General features: G+C 63.9%; 22 protein-coding genes. 1 reads left to right on the plus strand and 21 read right to left on the minus strand.

What is annotated here, in order from left to right; all coding sequences use genetic code 11:
• Nucleotides 1–6: 6 nt before the first annotated feature.
• The 17 genes from ACNAOV_RS05805 to ACNAOV_RS05885 form a co-directional block, all read right to left on the minus strand.
• Nucleotides 7–882 (minus strand): hypothetical protein, encoded by an 876-nt coding sequence (locus tag ACNAOV_RS05805; protein ID WP_416516968.1) that lies wholly within the window; start codon nucleotides 880–882, stop codon nucleotides 7–9.
• Nucleotides 879–4,175, minus strand: coding sequence for a phage tail tape measure protein (locus ACNAOV_RS05810; protein ID WP_416516969.1), 3,297 nt, complete (start codon nucleotides 4,173–4,175; stop codon nucleotides 879–881). Before ACNAOV_RS05810 ends, ACNAOV_RS05805 begins: the two co-directional genes overlap by 4 nt.
• Nucleotides 4,176–4,184: 9 nt before the next feature.
• The gene (locus ACNAOV_RS05815) at nucleotides 4,185–4,502 is read right to left on the minus strand and encodes a hypothetical protein (protein ID WP_416516970.1); all 318 of its coding nucleotides are present in this window, start codon (nucleotides 4,500–4,502) and stop codon (nucleotides 4,185–4,187) included.
• Between the two features lie 44 nt (nucleotides 4,503–4,546).
• Nucleotides 4,547–5,017, minus strand: a complete 471-nt coding sequence (locus ACNAOV_RS05820; RefSeq protein WP_416516971.1) for a hypothetical protein — start codon at nucleotides 5,015–5,017, stop codon at nucleotides 4,547–4,549.
• Nucleotides 5,018–5,114: 97 nt separating this feature from the next.
• Nucleotides 5,115–5,699, minus strand: a complete 585-nt coding sequence (locus ACNAOV_RS05825) for a hypothetical protein (RefSeq protein ID WP_416516972.1) — start codon at nucleotides 5,697–5,699, stop codon at nucleotides 5,115–5,117.
• Between the two features lie 69 nt (nucleotides 5,700–5,768).
• On the minus strand, nucleotides 5,769–6,152 hold the full coding sequence (locus tag ACNAOV_RS05830) for a hypothetical protein (protein ID WP_416516973.1): 384 nt from the start codon (nucleotides 6,150–6,152) through the stop codon (nucleotides 5,769–5,771).
• A gap of 8 nt (nucleotides 6,153–6,160) precedes the next feature.
• Nucleotides 6,161–6,532, minus strand: a complete 372-nt coding sequence (locus ACNAOV_RS05835) for a hypothetical protein (RefSeq protein WP_416516974.1) — start codon at nucleotides 6,530–6,532, stop codon at nucleotides 6,161–6,163.
• A 1-nt stretch (nucleotide 6,533) separates the two neighbouring features.
• On the minus strand, nucleotides 6,534–6,968 hold the full coding sequence (locus ACNAOV_RS05840; protein WP_416516975.1) for a DUF6093 family protein: 435 nt from the start codon (nucleotides 6,966–6,968) through the stop codon (nucleotides 6,534–6,536).
• Nucleotides 6,969–6,970: 2 nt separating this feature from the next.
• A complete protein-coding gene (locus ACNAOV_RS05845; protein WP_416516976.1) occupies nucleotides 6,971–7,465 on the minus strand; it encodes a hypothetical protein in 495 nt (164 codons plus the stop codon).
• A complete protein-coding gene (locus ACNAOV_RS05850) occupies nucleotides 7,462–8,445 on the minus strand; it encodes a phage major capsid protein (RefSeq protein WP_416516977.1) in 984 nt (327 codons plus the stop codon). Before ACNAOV_RS05850 ends, ACNAOV_RS05845 begins: the two co-directional genes overlap by 4 nt.
• Nucleotides 8,446–8,455: 10 nt before the next feature.
• Nucleotides 8,456–9,019, minus strand: coding sequence for a hypothetical protein (locus tag ACNAOV_RS05855; protein WP_416516978.1), 564 nt, complete (start codon nucleotides 9,017–9,019; stop codon nucleotides 8,456–8,458).
• Nucleotides 9,020–9,093: 74 nt separating this feature from the next.
• On the minus strand, nucleotides 9,094–9,876 hold the full coding sequence (locus ACNAOV_RS05860; RefSeq protein WP_416516979.1) for a hypothetical protein: 783 nt from the start codon (nucleotides 9,874–9,876) through the stop codon (nucleotides 9,094–9,096).
• Nucleotides 9,877–9,879: 3 nt separating this feature from the next.
• A complete protein-coding gene (locus ACNAOV_RS05865; protein WP_416516980.1) occupies nucleotides 9,880–11,268 on the minus strand; it encodes a phage portal protein in 1,389 nt (462 codons plus the stop codon).
• Nucleotides 11,262–13,034, minus strand: coding sequence for a terminase (locus ACNAOV_RS05870; protein WP_416516981.1), 1,773 nt, complete (start codon nucleotides 13,032–13,034; stop codon nucleotides 11,262–11,264). Before ACNAOV_RS05870 ends, ACNAOV_RS05865 begins: the two co-directional genes overlap by 7 nt.
• Nucleotides 13,035–13,054: 20 nt before the next feature.
• On the minus strand, nucleotides 13,055–13,435 hold the full coding sequence (locus ACNAOV_RS05875; RefSeq protein WP_416516982.1) for a hypothetical protein: 381 nt from the start codon (nucleotides 13,433–13,435) through the stop codon (nucleotides 13,055–13,057).
• 19 nt (nucleotides 13,436–13,454) lie between these two features.
• Nucleotides 13,455–14,072, minus strand: a complete 618-nt coding sequence (locus ACNAOV_RS05880; RefSeq protein WP_416516983.1) for a hypothetical protein — start codon at nucleotides 14,070–14,072, stop codon at nucleotides 13,455–13,457.
• Nucleotides 14,073–14,808: 736 nt separating this feature from the next.
• Entirely contained in the window at nucleotides 14,809–15,075 is a 267-nt protein-coding gene (locus ACNAOV_RS05885) for a hypothetical protein (protein WP_416516984.1), read from the minus strand.
• 70 nt (nucleotides 15,076–15,145) lie between these two features.
• On the opposite strand from ACNAOV_RS05885, the gene ACNAOV_RS05890 reads away from it, so the two are divergent.
• Nucleotides 15,146–15,298 (plus strand): hypothetical protein, encoded by a 153-nt coding sequence (locus ACNAOV_RS05890; protein WP_416516985.1) that lies wholly within the window; start codon nucleotides 15,146–15,148, stop codon nucleotides 15,296–15,298.
• Nucleotides 15,299–15,431: 133 nt separating this feature from the next.
• Here ACNAOV_RS05890 and ACNAOV_RS05895 read toward each other — a convergent pair whose 3' ends face one another.
• Genes ACNAOV_RS05895 through ACNAOV_RS05910 form a run of 4 tightly spaced genes read right to left on the minus strand, consistent with a single transcriptional unit; the run spans nucleotide 15,432 to nucleotide 16,925 of the window.
• Nucleotides 15,432–16,172 carry a hypothetical protein gene (locus ACNAOV_RS05895; protein ID WP_416516986.1) on the minus strand — a complete coding sequence of 247 codons (741 nt, stop codon included), beginning with the start codon at nucleotides 16,170–16,172 and terminating at the stop codon, nucleotides 15,432–15,434.
• Entirely contained in the window at nucleotides 16,169–16,390 is a 222-nt protein-coding gene (locus ACNAOV_RS05900) for a hypothetical protein (protein ID WP_416516987.1), read from the minus strand. The genes ACNAOV_RS05895 and ACNAOV_RS05900 overlap by 4 nt, the downstream gene beginning before the upstream one ends.
• Before the next feature lie 29 nt (nucleotides 16,391–16,419).
• The gene (locus tag ACNAOV_RS05905) at nucleotides 16,420–16,743 is read right to left on the minus strand and encodes a hypothetical protein (RefSeq protein WP_416516988.1); all 324 of its coding nucleotides are present in this window, start codon (nucleotides 16,741–16,743) and stop codon (nucleotides 16,420–16,422) included.
• On the minus strand, nucleotides 16,740–16,925 hold the full coding sequence (locus tag ACNAOV_RS05910; protein WP_416516989.1) for a hypothetical protein: 186 nt from the start codon (nucleotides 16,923–16,925) through the stop codon (nucleotides 16,740–16,742). The genes ACNAOV_RS05905 and ACNAOV_RS05910 overlap by 4 nt, the downstream gene beginning before the upstream one ends.
• Nucleotides 16,926–17,087: the final 162 nt, after the last annotated feature.

Raw genomic sequence — 17,087 nt, forward strand, 5'->3', positions numbered from 1 at the left:
ACTCCTCTATAAATACGTGTCACGGACGCTCACGGTCGCCCAGCCCGAGCCGGGAGACATCAGCTGCACCGACAAAGACCCCATCGGCGGGATCGATGGGAAGCCTCGGCGTGTGAGCCGCCTGCTCACATCCACGCCCCCCATGGACGCCGTCTGCGTCCGGCAATCCAAAACCAGCGGGACACGGCCCACGCTCCCCGACCACTGCACCGCCTTTCCGTCCGAACCCACCAGGAGCACCCCGTCAGGCATCGGGCCCGTCACCGTGATCACCGGATACGCCGTGGCCGAGCCGGCATTGCGCAGCAGGGCCACACTCTGCGGGGAGCCCGCATCAGCCCCATACGAGAGCGGATAGGCCAGGCCCAGACCCTTCTCCCCGTAATAGAGGCCCCCAGAAGAGGAGGACACGGGGAAAAGCTGCACATCCGTCGACCGCCAGGACAAGCGCTCAGGACGCCGGCACAGGACGGTGATCAGGCCCGTATCGGTCTGCATGGCCATGTTTTGCGGAGCCTTGTCGGGGAGCACCTGCAGCACTTCGCCCACCTGGTAGGTGTCCTCGGGGGGGTCCACGACCCGCAGGCGGACCAGCCGGTGCGTCAAAGCGCCAAGCATGCCGCGCAGATGCTCCAGCCTGCCCCGGTCGCCGGCCAGCAGCCGGTAGGAGATGGGCACGGTGCGGGCCCCGTAGGCGATGTCCGACTCGCCCACATCATGGTCGCCGTCACCCCACTTGCGGGGCGCGGCCTCCGTTCGCGACTCAGGAGTGCCATACCAGCCGTCGATCTCCCGCAGGATCATCTCCCGGTCACCGTCATCCCCGTACAGGCGGCACAGCTCCTTATCGCCGCTTTGCGGGTAGAGGATCACCGTGCTCACAGCATCCCCCCTCTCCTCAGCAGGCCGAGGGTCGCGTGACGCACCCTGGCCGAATCCAAAGCCGACTGCGCGTAAGGATCCTGCACCACATGCTGGTGGAAAGTGACCGGCTGCTCATACACAATCCGCGGCTCCTGCTGGGCCGGCAGCGGCAGGTTGGCGGGAAGCGGCGTGGCCTCGTACTTCTGCACGTAGCCTCCGGTCGCATACCGCTGCCAGTTGATGGCGTTGAGCATCTCCGTGCCGTACTGGCGGACTGCGGCAGCTCGTATCACGTACTCCCCGTTGGACAGGCGGGCCGGGATGTCATCGCTGGTGCCCGTCCCAGGCCCGGTGATCAGACCGCCGACCGCATGACCACCGGTGGCGCTGATGTTGACGTGGAAGACCTTGCCCAGAATGCTGTTGACGACGCTCCAGAAGCCGCTCGCCTCAGCCCCCACATGCACTGTCTTGTCTTTGATGGTGGCGTTGTCGACTGCTTTTCTGACAGCCATGAACGGCCCGTCATTGCCGGAGATCACGCCGGTCTTGGGGTCGATCTTCCACCCGTTGGACTGGGCGATCTTCTTCCAGTGGTCACTGTTGTCGCCCTTCAGCTGGCCGGTCTTGGTGTCGATGGTCGCCCCGTTGGCCAGGGCGAGCGCCATGTCGTACTGGTGCTTGTCCAGGGTCAGCTTGGAGTGCTTGTCGTCGATCTTCGCGCCGGTCACCTCATGGATGGCCATCATGGCATCCTTGTTCTTGCCGGTGATCTGGATGGTCTTGCCGTCGGGCAGCCCCTTGGCAGCCAGACCCACCTGCTTGAGGGTCTTCGATGCCTGGTCCTGTATCTTGAGGGGCTTGGCATTAGCTTTTTCAATCTGGGATACCAGATCCTTGACCCGTCCCGAGGACAGGCCCACGGAGTCGGCGAAAGCTGCGGCGTCGCCGTCGCTCATGCCCATGGCTTTCGCATAGGCGATGACCTTCTGCCGGCCCTGCTCCATGACCTGGCTGACCTTGTCGATGCCTTCACCGTCGCGGGCGTGCGCTTCGGCGGATTGCTGGGCCGCTTCCACCAGTCCTCTCAGTGCATCCCTGTTGGCCTGCCCTTTGGCGGTGTTCTTATCCAGAGTCACGCCGTTCTTCTTCACTGCCTCGTCGGCTGCGGATACTGCTTTGCCCCACTTGGTGTCCGCGTCAAAAGCCGACAGTTTGAAGCCGTAGTACTGTTTGAGCGCGTCCACAGCCTCGCCAAGCGCGGAGGATTCCTCGTCCAGCCCTTTGCTGGAGGCACCAAGCTGGGTGGAGAGGATGGATGATGCGTCGGCGGCTTTCTGGGTCTGCTCGGCTGACTGGCCTTGCGCCTGGGCGTGCTGGCCGGCCGCGTCGGCGGCCTTCTTGTCGCTGGCTGCCAGTTCGTCCTTGCCTTCCTTGTTGCGTTTCGTCTCTTCCGTGGAGTTCTTGTACTCCCTGGTCAGCTGGGAGAGCTTGGTCTGGCCCTCGGTGATGACCCCGTAGTACTGGCTGCCGGACTGCTTATTGGCCTCCAACGCCTTGTTGACCTGGTTGATGGCATCCTTGTCGCCCTGTATGGCTCGGGCGAAAGTGCCGGCGCTGATCCCGCAGGCCTGAAGCATGTCGTCAAGAGTATGGAAACCCGTGTCGACGTATTGCACCCAGCCCCAGTCGACGTTGTTACCGCTGGTGATCATGTCGACGAGCTTTTCGCTGGCATCCCCGCCTTCGGCCATGGCCTGGGTCAGCTCATCCTGCGCGGCCTTGGCCTGGGCCGCGTGCTTAGCGAAAACATCAAGCACGGCTCCGGCAACACCGAGAGCGATCCCCCATTTCCCGCCGAGTAGGTCGACGAGGCCGCTACCGGCGCTTTTGAGTGCGCCCATACGCAGGGCTGAGCCGCTGGTGGCGGTCCCCACGCGGCGCATCTGCTCCTCATAGGTGAGCGTGGACAGTTTGATCTGCTCCACCGCCGAGCCGAAATTGCCCATGGCGGCCTGCACACGCTGCACCGGGTCCACGACCAGGCCGAAGCTGCGGCTCAGCGCGCTGGTGCTCTGCGCCGTCTGGCCGAAGACCTTGTGCAGGCCCACTCCGGCACCGGCGGCCAATCCGAGCATGACGACCGTCTGCTGCACAGGGGCGGGCAGGTCGCCGAATGCGGTCACCAGGCTGGTGACCGACTGGATGACGCTGCGGATGGGCCCGTTGGCCCCGGACCCGATCTTGATCAGGGAAGTCTCAACTGCGCCGCCGAATTGTTCGACATCGCCTTTGAGGTTGTCGGTCAGCGCTGCGGCCTGCTTGGCTGCGAAGCCCTGTTGGTTGACCTGCCTGGTGAACTTGCTGACTCCTTCGGCACCCTGCTCGTAGAGGGTGTTGCCCACGCTCATGGCCGCGTTCGAGAACAGTACGCCCATGGCGTTGGCCCGCTGTTCGGGGGTTAGGGCGGCCAGCTTCTCCTTGAGCTGGCCGGCGAAATTTGCCAAGCCAACGAAGTTGCCCTGACTGTCGTACATGCTGATGCCCAGCTGCTGCATCTCGGCCTTGGCTGGACCGGAGGCGCTGGTCAGGCCGATCAGCGCGGATCTGAGCTGCGTGCCAGCATCGGAGCCGACGATGCCCTGGGAGGCCATCATGGTGATGGCTCCGGTGGTGTCCTCGATGCTCATGCCCAGCTGGCTTGCGGTCGTGCCCACCATCTTCAAAGCCTCGCCCATGTCGGAGACCCCGCCCTGGGCTGTGTTCGCGCCGGCTGCCAGCAGGTCGGCCACATGGCTGGCCTGGTTGCCCTGCAGGCCGAACTCGTTGAGGGCGGATGCAGTGAGTTCGGCGGCGTCGGCGACGCCCATCTGCCCGGAGGCGGCCAGGTCGAGGGCACCGTCCAGTCCGCCCTGGAGGATGTCCGTCGTGGATACGCCGGCCTTGGCCAGCTCGTTGATCGCGTCGGCGGACTCGGTGGCGCTGTACACGGTGCGTGCCCCGGCCTCCAGGGCCGCATCCCTGAGCCTGCCCATTGTGGCGGCGGAAGCGCCGGTGTTGGCCTGCACGGCGCTCATTGACTGGTCGAAATCAGCGAAGGCCTTGACGGCTGCCACGCCAATGGCGGCACTCAGAGCGCCCACGCCCAGGGCCACCTTCTGACCCATGGCGGAGAACCGCTCGCCCTTGCTCATGGGGCGTTCCAGGGCTGTGGACAGCTCCGTGGCGGAGGCTGAGGCGGCCTGCATCTTGGCGGTGTAGTCCGTGCTGTCCGCCATGAGCCTGATGACGATGTTCTGGTTGAGCGCCACGATGCACCTCTATCTGGGGTTGAGTCTGGTGGTCTGGGAGTTGGGGGCTTCGACCGTGCCCGATTGGGCGAACCGGTCCATGGCCAGTTCGCGCATCCGCCCCACATAGCAGGTGTCCACGGCGGCGTCCCTGAAGACGGTGGCGACGGCAACCTGGTCGTGACAAAATTCAATGTCCATGCCGCATACGGGGCACTTGTGGGCCCGCTCGTACGTGTCCAGGGCCATCATCCAGTCGCGTTCGTACTCGTCCCATTCGACGGGGTCGTCGGGGGTGGGCTGCCAGCCGAGCCAGCGCTTGTAGGAGATGCCCAGGCTGCGGGCCACGCGCAGCTGGGCCAGAACGTCGGGGTGGCGCGCGAGCCAGTCCGCTAGCCGATCAGGTCGCGCACCGCTTTTGGGAGCGCGTCGATTGGGGTGTTGAGGGTCTGGATGGTCTGGATCAGGTCGGCCACCTGGATGTCGGTCAGCGAGCCTGTCAGCCCGGCCAGGTCCTCCCCGCCCAGGTCGATGTCCTCACCGTCCTTGTAGCGGGCTTTGACCAGCATGCGGGGCACCGCATCGGCGACCATGCCCTGCAGGTCCTTGACGGCCCGGTCGCCCTTGACCTGCGTATGGTCGATGACGATCGCGTTCCAAGGACTGGAGGGCAGGCCCCGGAGGGTGAGCACCAGGGTGCTTCTGTCCAGGTCCCTGACCATGCCGGCCAGACGCTCCTTGTCCTGCTTGTTTGGCTTGTCCTGGGCGTTGATCCGGTTGCTCAGGTCGATGATGTCGCTCATCAGCTGCAGGTCGGTGACGATCTCCACATCCCTGGTGATGGGCTTGACGGCGATAGGCATGCGTGCTCCTCAAAAAGATATGTAATGTGCTCCCGGAAACGGTTGGAAGGTCCCCGCATGGCCGGAGCACAGGGTCATGCGGGGAAGCATCATTTGGTCAGGCCGTGGCCGTGACGGTGGCGGTCTCGTCCTGGGAGCCGGGCGCGACCGAGAAGCTGATGGTGCTCATCATGCGGGCATTGTCCGCGTGGGCCACGGGGGTGGCGATGCCGATCACGGTCTTGAACACGGATACCTTCTGGCCGGCCTTGTATGCGGCCTGGCCTGCGCCTCTGCGGCGCACCAGATACCCCTTGGTCCCCTTGACCAGGGTCTCTATGGCGGCGTTGGCATAGCCCTCGTTGTTGACGTTGTTGATCACCTGCAGGGACCCGCCGTCGTACTTTTCGGCTCCCGGGATCTCGCCCACGTCGGCGGAGGCTTCGCGGTCGTCCTTGATGCTCTCCTGCGTGTGGTTGAGTTTCCACCCGGTCGAGGTCAGGTATGCGGAGACGTTCAGGTTCCCTTCGGCGTTGAGCTCGGCCTCGGTGGGCTTGGTCATGTCCTTGATGCTTCCGTGGCCGGGCACGAAGGTGGTCAGGATGTTGCCGTCCTCGAGGATCGCGGCAGGCAGCCCCGTCTCCTCGTTGACAGCCGGGGTGGTCGTGGTGGTGTTTTCGTTGGTATCAGTGGTGTCAGGCATGGGTGCCTCCAGATTGTTTATTGGGTTTGGATATGAAAAAGCCCCGCGGGCGAGCGGGGCGAATGCTGGTCAGCTGGTCCAGGCGAAGCGCCAGGTGAGCACACGCATGAGGAAGGGGATGGATGTCTTCGGGTCGGTCAGTTCGGCCGCATACAGACCGGAATCCTGGTCGGGGATCAGCCTGCTGATCCTCCGGTCGGCGGGCATGGCACCGTCCAGGGCGGCTTTGAGCCGGTCCATGGCGATGCTGATGCCGTCGCCCTGACGGCCGACGACACGGATGTCGAGCACCCCATCATGGGAGACGGCATGCAGGTCCTCGGCCCCGCTGCGACCGGTCTCGGAGACGCGCACCACTATCCAGGGCGGGCTCTGCCCGGTGGCCACGTCCTCATATACTTTCCACCCGGGCATGTCCGGCACCAGGGCCATGACGGCTTGTCTTACCTCCACGGTCCGGCTCATAGCTTGGACGCCGCCTCTCTGACATACCGGGCGGTCGGCTCCAGCTCGTCAGCGCCATGCTCGTAAAAACGATGGTGGCCGCCTCCACGGCTGGTGCCGAAGAAGGCGATGTTGGCCAGGCTGGACGCGCCGCCCTGCTCGGGGCCGATGTCCGCCTCCACGACCGGTCCGCGTTCCCTCATGTCGTACCGGATGCGGATGCGGCGGAAGGCATGATTCTTGGAGGATTGCAGGTCCTCGCTCACGCTCTGCTTGATGTTCTGCGCCCCATGCTTGACCGCCGCAGCGACCAGCGTCTGGTTGCGCAGGGGCACGGCGGCGAGCGCCTTGGCCAGGTCCTCGACCTGGCTTACGTCGATGGTCGGCATGTCAGTCCTCCTCGGGTATCTCCTGCACGTTCCAACGTCTGGCTGTCGCCAGGGTCTTCTCGGATTGCATGTTGACCAGGCGCATGCACCTGCCCTTCAGGTCCGGATCACGGGAGTCGACCACCAGGGCCACATCCTTCTCCCGCAGTCCAGTGGCGCTGATGGGCAGGTGCAGGTAGAGGCTCCATTCGAGGACGAGACCGCCCGCGTTGGAGGAGTCGCCGGAAGCGGTGGTTGTCTGGGAGGCCATGCCTCCGGAGGTCTGCACCTTGCCCGGCCCCTCGTACAGCACCTCGCCGGTGGGTGTCTCCGCGCCGGTCACCGGGTCCACATCTGGCTTTCCGGGCCGGGTGATGCGGATGGTGTCGGTCATGCGGCTTTCGGCGTAGGCGCGCAGCTTACCCATATCGGGCTGGCGGAACCGTCTTCTGGTCATGCTTACCCCGTGATTCTGGCGAAGAGGAACCGGTCGCCGTCGTCCCAGTCTTGGCGCATGTCGCTGCTGGCGGCCTCTCCTCGGGTAGTGCCGATGACGCCGATGCCGGCGATGACCGGGGACTGCCTGGCGGTGAGCCTGGACAGGGTGGCTTTCTCGGTGGCGGTCAGGTACAGGCCCGACTCCTCCACTTTCCGGCTGCCCCCGTCCATGCCGTCGTCCGCCTGCAGGTTCCACTGGGTCTCCGCATTCGGATTGGTGTACATGCGTCCGGCGCAGGCCAGGCACACGTCCTGCAGCTCCTCGGGCAGATCATCGGGCAGTTTCCCGTCCTCGCCGGTCCAGTCTCGGCCGGTCTGGCTGCGGATCAGGTTGGATGCCGCCCGCAGGCACCGCTGGGCGCGTTTGCGGTCGGCATCGTCCTCATCGGCTGGGATGTCCTCTCCAAGCCATTCGGCCAGGTCTTCGGGCTCGGCAAAGGCCGGGCGCGTGCTCACTTCGCGTCCTGGTCGCCGCCAGTGGCCTTCTTCGTGCCGGGCGCTGCCGGGGCTGCTGGGGTGACGAAGCCGGCGGGGTACTGCTGGCCCTTCTTCTTGACTCGGGTCAGCGGGTTGGCGACGGCGAAGCCGACGCGCATGACCACGCGCAGCGCCTGGGCGTCCTGCTGCATCAGGTTGTACACGACCTTGCCGTCCTCATCGGAGATGACGCCCTGGTCGAAAACCTGATAGCGGATGTCCTGTCGGACGCCGTAGACGAATTTCGTCCAGTCGGCTCCCAGCAGGACAGCCTTGTCAGTGGTCCAAGCTCCGTTCATCACCTCGTTGAGCGGGTACCCGTACAGGGTGGACGGCTTGCCTTGAGCCAGGGAGGGCACGTAGATGGGGGTGCCGTTCGCATTGCGCAGGCCGGCAAGCTGCCAGCCGAAGCCGGGCATGGTGGCGAATCCATTGAGGGCGAACCCTGCTTCGCTGAGCTTACGGCCCAGCTTGGCGACATCGTCGGCGAGGTCCTTGCCGGTGCCTTCGGCGACATTGTTGTCTGCGGCTGTGGCTCCGGCGAGGATGTCGGTGCCCCAGGATGCTGGCTTGTCGATTCCGAAGATGGCGGCCTGGTCGACCTTCTTGCCCATGGCTTCGGCGATGAGCGGCTTGATGGTGTCCCAGAGGTTGATCTGGCTGTCGTCCACGACGCTGTCGGGGATGGGTACGATGACGGCCATCTCCTCGGCGGTCATGGTCACGTCCTCCCATCCGGTCTTGGTGGTCTGCTTGAGGCCACCCTCACTTACCCAGTAGGCGTCGGGCAGGGATGCCAGGACGGGCTGCTTGTCCTTCTTGGCGCTCATGGGCACTTTCTTCGCCCGCGTCATGATGACGGAGCTTTGCGGCATGGCCTGGATGATCTCCTTGCTTACCTGGTCGGGGATCAGGGAGCCGGACAGGTCGTCGCGGGTGATTACGTTTGGTTCGCTCATTGGTTGTCTCCTAGCGGTTGTTTTCCAGTGCGTCGCGCACCCAGTCCTTGGACTGCGTGGTTGTCGGATCGTTGCCTCCGGTCGGGTTGGCGCGCAGCACCGGGTTGGTTGGTTTCCTTCCCGCATCAGAGGCGGCCTGCGCTTCGATGCGTGCCGCGAGCTTCGCGGCCTTGTCGGCGATCTGCTCGGGGGTTCCTGCCCCGATCAGGTCATAGTCTTCCTCGCTCAGGCAGGGGTGCTTGGCGCGGGCTTCGGCCCATGCGGCCTTGGCCTGCACTTGGGCGAGCCTGTCCTGCGCCTCCTTCAGGTCGCGGTCGGCCTTCTGCCTGGCGGTGAGCTTCTCGTCCTCGTAGGCGCGGTTCTTCTGGGCGAGGTCCTCCTTCTCGTGGCGGAGGTTCTCGATCAGATGCCAGGCCTTCTCCGGGTCGAAGTCCTCACCGTTCCGCTCCCAAGGGGGTTGCTGCTTGGCCTCCTCGTGCCCGCCCTGCTGGTCATCCTGCTGGGTCTGCTGGGTCTGGTCCTTTGCTGCGTCCTGCTGGGCGCTGTCCTCGACGGGGTCGGCTTCGTCGGCCATGGCTGCTCCTTTCCCGCCCGTCCTGCGGGCATAGAAAAACCGCAGGGCACTTCCCTGCGGCGAAATACTGTTAGTCAGCGTCCTTGCGGGCTGTCCCGGTATGCGCCCTTCCGGCGCATGATGGGCAGGATCCTGTCATAGGTCCTTGGGTCGCCCTTGGGCAGGCTTTCGGCGGCCCGGTAGTAGTCATCGACCCATTGCCGTTCCCGCCTGTCCGGCTTCCAGTCGCCGTAGACGACTTCGACGGTGCATCCGCAGTGCGGGTGGTAGGCTCCGCCTCCCCGCTGGGAGAGGGCCTTGCGTTCGCTGGTGTATACGGGGCCTCTGCCGACGAGCATGGCGCAGAAGGTGCAGGGGTTGCCGTCCGCGACCCTCCGGTAGCCGATGGCCCTGGCGTCCTTCCGCGCCCACTCCTGGACCGTGCCCCGGCCGCCGGCGAGGACGGCCTCGTGGAAAGCGCCGAGGAAGAGCCGTCTGGCGGCCTCGTACGCGTCCTGCTGGGTCTGGCCCATGCTCAGGTGCCATTTGACGTTCGTGGAGCCCATCCAGTCAAGCTGGCCTCCTACCGCATCCCTGTCGAATCGGGGCACGGAAACGCGGATGCCGGCCCCGCCTTCAAGCTCGGCCTGCCGGAATCGCGGCAGGTAGAGGAGCGCCTCCTGCTGGCTGATGTGGTACCAGGTCTCCAAAAGGTTGAGCATGGTCTGCTTCCAGACGGGCTGGCTGGCGTCCAGGTCGGCCAGGTTCAGGCTGGAATCCCAGAGCCTCCTGGCCTGGCTGTCGGCGGTGATGGCGAGCCTGACCTGGCTGCGCCGGTGCCGGTCCGTGAGCACGGCCCCCTCGCGGGTGAGCGCCATGGCCTACTCCCCTGTGTTCTGGGCGAGCTGCGCGGTATAGGCTTTCACGGCCATGTCGTCCGGGGTGGGGTGGGCCTGCTGGTAGTCGCGCCAGGAGTCGGCCATTGTCTTGGTCACGCCGGGGATCATGTCCCACAGCTCCTGCTGGGGCACGCCCAGCATCTGTGCGGCCTTGCCGAGCGCGTCCACGGCCTGGCTCATGGTCCTGGTGTCTGTGTCCTTCCACATGGGGGTCATCGCGAAGCAGGAGGCATCCTCGTACCGGCCTTCCACGGCGGCGCACAGGCGCAGCGTGTCCAGGTGGCTGATGCCGAAGGACGCCCGGCGTTCGTTGCGTTTGGCGTAGAAGCCGGCCCGGCTTTCCTCGATGCCCGCGTCGCCCACGTTGACCATCTTGCCGAAGGCGGTGGTGGGGGTCTGGCTGACTGCTGCCAGCTCCTCCACGTCGGACTGTTTGGACTCCACCAGGTTGCCCAGGTCCGTCTCAGCCAGGGTGCCGAAGCTGACGCCCCGGCCGCCGGCCAGCATGTCGTCCTGGCTCATCTGGATCTTTTTCTCGTTCTTTTGTTGTTCGGTCAGCGCGTCCGAGTCCAGTCCGGTGGCGGTGCGCACCTTCCACGAGTTGTAATGCTGGGCCAGGAGCTTGTCGTAGTTGTCCTTGTTCAGCCTGGACGCGAGGGGTATGTACGGCTCCACCTCGCCGGGGGTGCGCCCCTCCAGGTCCTGCTGGTTGGCATAGCGCACTACAGGGCATACGGGGCTCTCGTGCGGGTCTGTCGCCAGGTGGGGCGTGCAGGATACGAACGTGTAGGAGCCTTGCTCCCGGGTCCACAGCCACACGTTCCAGCTGTCCCACAGTTCGAAGCTCTCCTGCGTGGGGCTGATCCTGCGCACCCGCAGGAAGATTTGCGGGAAAGTGTCGCTTGCCGGGTCGTCGTACAGGGCGATGGACTCCCTGGGCGAATAGCAGTCGATCCGCGACTCCACACCTCCGTCAGGCGCGTCCACGGCCCTGACCGCCGTGTAGGCGGTCCCATAGGCGAGGGCGGACTGGTGCAGGGCGATCTGCCGGCGTCCCATCCGGCTGCGCTCCCATGGCTGCCAGAAGTCGGCCTCCCGCTGCTGGTTGTCGGCACCCTGGATGTCCACACCCTCCAGGTAGAGGGTCTGGGCGAGAGTGGTGACCACCAGGCGCAGCCAGGGGGTCTGGCCCATGTCCCTGAGCATCCGGTGCTCCTGGGTGGCTTTCTTGAGCCTGATGGGCTTGGGGTTCCACCGCCACCACCGGTCGATCCTGTTCATGGCGGGCAGTTCGGAGTCCCAGGCGGGCAGGAGCAGGCTCCGGAGCGCGTTCCGCGCCTCCTGCTCGGTGGAGTATTCGGTGGTCACCATACCTGTCCGCCTCCCTGCTTGCGGGTGTTGAGGTACTCGCGTCTGATCATGCGTGCGCCGATGGCGCATATGGCCAAGTCGATCTTGCGCCTGGACTCGCGGCCTTCCTTGGCGATGCTCATGCCCGCCCTGGTGGGCTGACGGCGGGCGTTGAGCATATGCTGGCGCAGCCGGGCGTCCCCGTCGTGGGGAAAGTCCCCTGCCGTGATGTCCGAGTAGGCCTGGTCGACTGCCACGACGAAACGCTTCTGCACGTCCATGCGCACCATGTCGAACATGACCGCATGCTTGTCGCGGCCTTGGGGCTGGGCCCAGACCTTCAGCCTCCGGCCGTAGTCGCGGTGCCAGGCGTCGAAGAGCGAATCCCAGTAGCGCAGGCCGGTTTCATCATCCAAAACATGGCTGGGGTCGCCCCAGAAGCCGACCACCCGGTAATCATTCATGGCCTTGCGGATCGCGTCGTCGACGCTTCCCCTGGGCACACGCCACCCGTCGCCCCGCTTGCCTGCGGGCCGCTGCCACATGCCCAGCGGCTTGACGAACCCGTCGCTTACGCGGCAGGCGACCAGGCCGGTGGCGTCATCGTTCAGCGAGCAGTCCAGGAAGAGGGTGATCCGTTCGCCGTGCTCCAGCATGAGGTCGGTCCGTTCGTTCGCGTCCCATTCCTGGGCGGTCACATAGGCATCCTCGGGGGCCATGCACTGGTTGTACCATTTGCGCCTTGATTCGCTGACCGGGTTCTTGGGGTTGATGATCTCCTTGACGATGCGCTTGGTGGACAGCCAGACGGAGTCGCCGCGGATGTCCTCGATGACCCTGGGGATCGTCTCCTCGCTCATGGGCGTGTCAGGAGCGGCCTCGATGCTGTCGTACAGGAGGCCGAAATCCATGTATTTGGGCCGTTTGCCCACATCGTCGCTGTCCGGGTCGCCCTGCGTGCCCTCCCAGGCTTCCCTGACCCGCTGGGCGACGGAATCCTCGCCGTCCCTGTAGGCGTTGCAGATGTCCAGCATCTTCACGCTCACGCTGTCCTCGCGCTTGGCCGTGTTGCCCGAGAGCACCCCGTCCATGTCAAGGCCGCCGTTTGAACTGTTCCAGTTCTGCGTCTCGTTGCGCACCAGGAAGGTGGGCCGACCTCCCTCCAGGGCCAGGGGGCTGCTGGTGACGGCCTCGATCTGCCGGCTGTCGCCCATCGCGTACATGTTCAGCTTGCCCAGCTGGATGCCGTAGTAGCGTCTGGTCTCGGCGGGGATCAGGCCGGGCAGGAGCTTCATGGTGTTTTTGGTCTGCTCCTGGGAGACCGCGCACACCTGCACCCAGGCGTTCGGCTCGTCCCGGCCCACCGGGTCGCCGCTCGTCTGGTCCCAATGGTCGAAGGTCAGGGGGGCGAAGCAGCTGGTGACTGCGCCGCCGGCGGCCATGGGATCCTTGCCCCAGCCTTTCAGCCGCTGGAGCACCGCATTGTCGTGTAGCGGGTGACCGGTCTCGTCCAGCGCGTAGTACCACAGCCAGAAGCGCGCCTGTTCAGGCGTCCACTTCCATGGCGCTCCGGCTTTCGAGTCGCGCAGCCAGTAGCCGCTCCAGGCCAGGAAATCCCAGCCCAGGGTGATCTTCGGCAGCAGCCAGCCGTCCTTGTCACGCTTCCAGGTGGGGCCGATGCACACCGGCGCGGTATGCCATTGGGGTGCAGGCTCCGAGGCGAGCGACTCACGGTACCAGGCCTTGATCTCCTCAAGCTCCCCGGAACGGTCCGGGACGACCGACACCCGTTTGAGGAGTCTTGCCATCAGACAGCCCCGTATGCCTTCCCCCACCTGCTCTGCGCCACCGACCGCATCGTGGAGGAGCGGGATTCGCCGGAATCCATGCTTTCCTGCTCGTCGGGGATGTCGATCTGCTTCATCAGCGCCGCGAAATGCGCCTCATCCTGTCGAAGGTTCACCAGCAGCGGGTGGGCTACGATCTGCCCCTGGCTGCCCTTCACCGTCAGATGGTCACCGATGGCCCGACGCTCCTTGGCTATCCGATCTTCCGTGTAGCAGGCGTTCTCCAGGATGCGCAGCTCCACGTCGGTGAACTCAATATATGCGGTCAGGTCCTTCCACAGGCGCTGCCCCTTGCCGCCCTTGACCAGCCCCTGGGGCATGCGCTGAGTCTTCCTCGCCACAACGCACCCCCTAAGATGCTTACACGGCCAGTTTGCCGATGATGTCGAAAAGAAAAGTAAGATCCGTGAGCCTGGCCGGGCTGTCACGCCAGGCGTGGCCCGTGTAGGTCATGTACCGGCCCTGCGAGTAGGCTTCCGCGTCCATCAGGCCGCGCACCTTGATGCCCTTGCGTTCGGCGCACCTCCCCCAGATGTGCAGGCCATGGCCGGAGGGGCTGATCTCGACCCATGTCCTGCCGACAATGGGGGCGAGCAGCATCTTGGCCCAGTCGGCCAGGTGGCCCCGTGAGTCGTAGCAGTGGTCCAGGTCGACGCAGGCGAACCCGCCGCCCAGAGCGAAGCCCAAGCCGTCACCAGTCTGGGACTGTTCGGCTGTGGGCAGGCTGGTCCAGGTGGCAGGGTCGGTGCTGGATGCCGGTGCCCCGTCGAAGCGGATCGGACGCTTGCTGGTTCCGTCGCCTCTGTGGGCCAGTTGCCAGCGCAGCCACCGGTCGGCCATGGCCATGTCCGGGGGCACCGGCATCCTCCTGCCCGCCCGGTGCGCCCGCTGACGGCAGGCGTCCGAGCAGAACCTGCGCCGGCGACCCCTCCCAGCATGCTCAGTCAGCAGCTTGCCGCAGAACTCGCATTGTGTCATGCTTTAATTATATCGTGACAAGACTCAGAAAACAAGAAAACCAAACAATATCAGGCATTAAATTCATTACGTGACAACGGTAAAAACATGGCTTCTGTCACGGAATGCAGAGCCTGGCGCATTTCCGGGATGCCCCTGCAAGCCACGGAAACGGACCATAGGACGGCCAGTGTCGAGAGACTCGGGAAAGACGGAATCCAGGAGAAAAACGAACGGAAAGGCGCACGCATAATCGGAGGTGCTATCCGGCGGTTAATCCGCGGTGCCCGGGGAGGTACCCCCCACCCCGGGAGGGATCGATCCCGGATTTTTTTCGACGGGATGAAGCCTGGTTTTACGATACCATGAATTGCGCGCTGCGGTTTCTCTTGCTGTTTTGGCTTTGTGGCAAGCGTTTGAAAGCCATTGCAAATTGTCCAGGCTGTTGTCGTCGCCTGGGATGATGTGGTCGCAGTCTGTTCCTATTCCGTTGCAGCCTTTGGCATGATGTTTGGCTTGGCATCTGCCGTTTGCTCTGGCTTTGACTTCGGCTCTGATCCGCTGCCAGTCTGGGGGAAGCCGGTCATGCCTGTGTGATGTGTTCCATCTGCTGCGCTTGCTCGCCATGGCCGCTCCTGGGTGGATAGGGATAGGGTGCCTGGCTCGCGTCCAGAGGTTGATGGTTGTGGCGTGGCCAGGCAAGTAAGGTGCCCGCAGGGAGACGAAGGGAAGAAAAGAGCCTGCGGGCAAGTGTTGGTTAGTCGGTGACTTCGCCTGTGGCGTCGCACAGCTGCCAGTCGTCGGACAGGAGCTCGATCTGGGTGGGGATCCAGGGGATGAACCCGTGTCGTGATGCGGCTGTCAGGTAGTCGTGAGTGGGCTGGCCTGCTGACCTGGTCGGATAATCATCCTGTGCTTTGCGCAGCATGATGCCCACGTTCTTTTTCCAGTGGGGCAGGCGGACGGTTACGACCTCGTCGCGATGATCCTTTAAGTATTTGAGTGCTTGGTCGAATCCAGCCATGATGGCTCCTTTCGGGATTGTTTTAAGATGGTTTTGTCCAACGATGGAATGAAGGGAGGTGATGATAATCATGAAGGTTGCTGCATATTATTCGACCGTCGACAAGCCGCCTTATGTCTGGCATGACGACTCGAACTGCCCTACTGGCAAACAGATCAAGGACAGCGATAAGGCGTATGGCAAGCCGGCAGGCTACACGCACTGCAAGGATTGCAATGCGTGATTCATGATCGGGTGCGGCGTGGAAGCGTCGCACCTTTTAACGATTAAGGGCCGGACATCTCTGCCCGACCCTTACAATAAAACCAACTGTAACAGTTGTACGGCAACAGACCGGTTTTGTCAAGTCCCGTTGCTCATGCGCACGCTAAGAGCTCACTGGTATCGAACCTCCATTTTCCGGGTTCCTCTGCTTTAACGACTGAGGGCAGTTTCCCGCGTCTGATCCACATGGTCACCTGCTTGCGATTCACCTTTCTGCCGGTCTGCCATTGTGTCCAGTCGGCTGCGTCTTTGGGTGTGCAGGTGATGGTCCTGCCTTTGAGCTCCTCCATCCTGGCCTGCCTGATGGCGGCCACGCTCCACACGCTGCCGCATGCGGGGCATGTCGCCATCTGGTCGTCCGCTAGGCCGATGAGCTGGGCTCCGCACTGGGGGTTGAGGCAGTGTCCGTGGATGATCCGGTCCTGCGGCGGCGTGGTGCGCAGCTTGACCCGGTGGAGGGCGTTGGTTAGGCACTTGTAGTCGCGTCCGCTGTTTGGTGCGTCGGCGAGCCTGCCCATCCTGGCGGCCAGCTTGGCGAGCAGCTGGGGCGCTTTGCCTCCCCACAGGCCTATGTCGCCGGCCACGTCCTGGATGGTGTCCTCGACCTGGTCGTACAGGTCGGCTGCACTGATGTCGATGGGCGTCGGGGCAAAGGCAGGATGCGATGCTCCCCCGCCGTGAGCGGTGTAGCGGATTTCCCGCCGCTCCAACTGCTTGAGCTCGTGCATGCCGAGCCTGAGCTCGTGGATGGTCCTGGAGAGCTCCTGCCGATGAGTCTTACACAATGGGCCTCGTGGCAGTCCCTCGCAGATCGGGCATTTGGCTTGGCTCACCGGCTGCCTCCAATGCCGAAGGTACCAAAAGCTTGCCTGACAACGTTGAAGACCATGGCAGAGACGCGGGCACCATGTGCTTTCACATATCCGACCTGCGTGGCCAGCCAGTCTTTCGCATAGGTGCGGAATCCCTTGGAATGGTCGTCTTCCTGGCCCCAGTCGTAGAGTATGGCTACTGGAGTGCCGACTATGCCGATGGGCAGCCAGACAATCATCAGAGCAATTATTCCCATTAGCAGACTTCTCATGATTTGACCGTCTCTTCGCTCGCTTCAACAGTGTCAATTTCCCGTTGGCGTTCCCGCGACATCTGGAATCCTCTGAAGAACTCGCTGACTCCGTTGAACAGGATGCCGACTTCGTACCCTAGCTTGCGCCGTTGCCTGTAGTAATCCTCTTCAAAACTCAGCGCTTTCATGATGGCATCAGCCTGCGGCAGGTTATTGGGCGCTGCCTTGGCGTGCTTCCATCGGTTTTCGTCGGGCTTGCTGACATGGTCGATGTGATCGTCGCCTAGTGCCCACGGGTTGATCGTCGGTTCGCTGATGTTCGTTACCCTGTAGCTCAAAATTCCGGTCCTTCCATGTCCGAATCCAGATTATCGGCTTGCTGAGGTAACTCACGCGAGACTGTCACTCTCATGGTTTGGATGACTGCCTGCGAGTATCCGTATTTGCGTTTCAGCTCCTCGTCGGATGCATGATTGCGGATGTCCTGCAGAGCCTTGGCCTGCTGGCTGGCACGGGTCATGCGATCACCAGGTCGGAAACGAGGAATGCTAGCGATACAAGCAGAGTGCCTCCGCACACTGCGCTAAGTACCGTCAGGCCAACGCTGAGTATGTCCCACCCATGTTGCCGGCATGCCTGGGCGGATGCCAGACCAATCACCGTCAGCGCCAAGAGCACTAGA

The organism is Bifidobacterium asteroides, assembly GCF_048001765.1.
Lineage (GTDB): Bacteria > Actinomycetota > Actinomycetes > Actinomycetales > Bifidobacteriaceae > Bombiscardovia > Bombiscardovia asteroides_K.

Excerpts from the sequence above, each read along its gene's own strand:
- ACNAOV_RS05900 (WP_416516987.1), bottom strand. The coding sequence starts at position 16,390 with ATGATTGTCTGGCTGCCCATCGGCATAGTCGGCACTCCAGTAGCCATA.
- ACNAOV_RS05825 (WP_416516972.1), bottom strand. The coding sequence starts at position 5,699 with ATGCCTGACACCACTGATACCAACGAAAACACCACCACGACCACCCCG.
- ACNAOV_RS05820 (WP_416516971.1), bottom strand. The coding sequence starts at position 5,017 with ATGCCTATCGCCGTCAAGCCCATCACCAGGGATGTGGAGATCGTCACC.
- ACNAOV_RS05840 (WP_416516975.1), bottom strand. The coding sequence starts at position 6,968 with ATGACCAGAAGACGGTTCCGCCAGCCCGATATGGGTAAGCTGCGCGCC.
- ACNAOV_RS05890 (WP_416516985.1), top strand. The coding sequence starts at position 15,146 with ATGAAGGTTGCTGCATATTATTCGACCGTCGACAAGCCGCCTTATGTC.
- ACNAOV_RS05860 (WP_416516979.1), bottom strand. The coding sequence starts at position 9,876 with ATGGCGCTCACCCGCGAGGGGGCCGTGCTCACGGACCGGCACCGGCGC.
- ACNAOV_RS05910 (WP_416516989.1), bottom strand. The coding sequence starts at position 16,925 with ATGACCCGTGCCAGCCAGCAGGCCAAGGCTCTGCAGGACATCCGCAAT.
- ACNAOV_RS05835 (WP_416516974.1), bottom strand. The coding sequence starts at position 6,532 with ATGCCGACCATCGACGTAAGCCAGGTCGAGGACCTGGCCAAGGCGCTC.
- ACNAOV_RS05850 (WP_416516977.1), bottom strand. The coding sequence starts at position 8,445 with ATGAGCGAACCAAACGTAATCACCCGCGACGACCTGTCCGGCTCCCTG.
- ACNAOV_RS05865 (WP_416516980.1), bottom strand. The coding sequence starts at position 11,268 with ATGGTGACCACCGAATACTCCACCGAGCAGGAGGCGCGGAACGCGCTC.
- ACNAOV_RS05885 (WP_416516984.1), bottom strand. The coding sequence starts at position 15,075 with ATGGCTGGATTCGACCAAGCACTCAAATACTTAAAGGATCATCGCGAC.
- ACNAOV_RS05880 (WP_416516983.1), bottom strand. The coding sequence starts at position 14,072 with ATGACACAATGCGAGTTCTGCGGCAAGCTGCTGACTGAGCATGCTGGG.
- ACNAOV_RS05855 (WP_416516978.1), bottom strand. The coding sequence starts at position 9,019 with ATGGCCGACGAAGCCGACCCCGTCGAGGACAGCGCCCAGCAGGACGCA.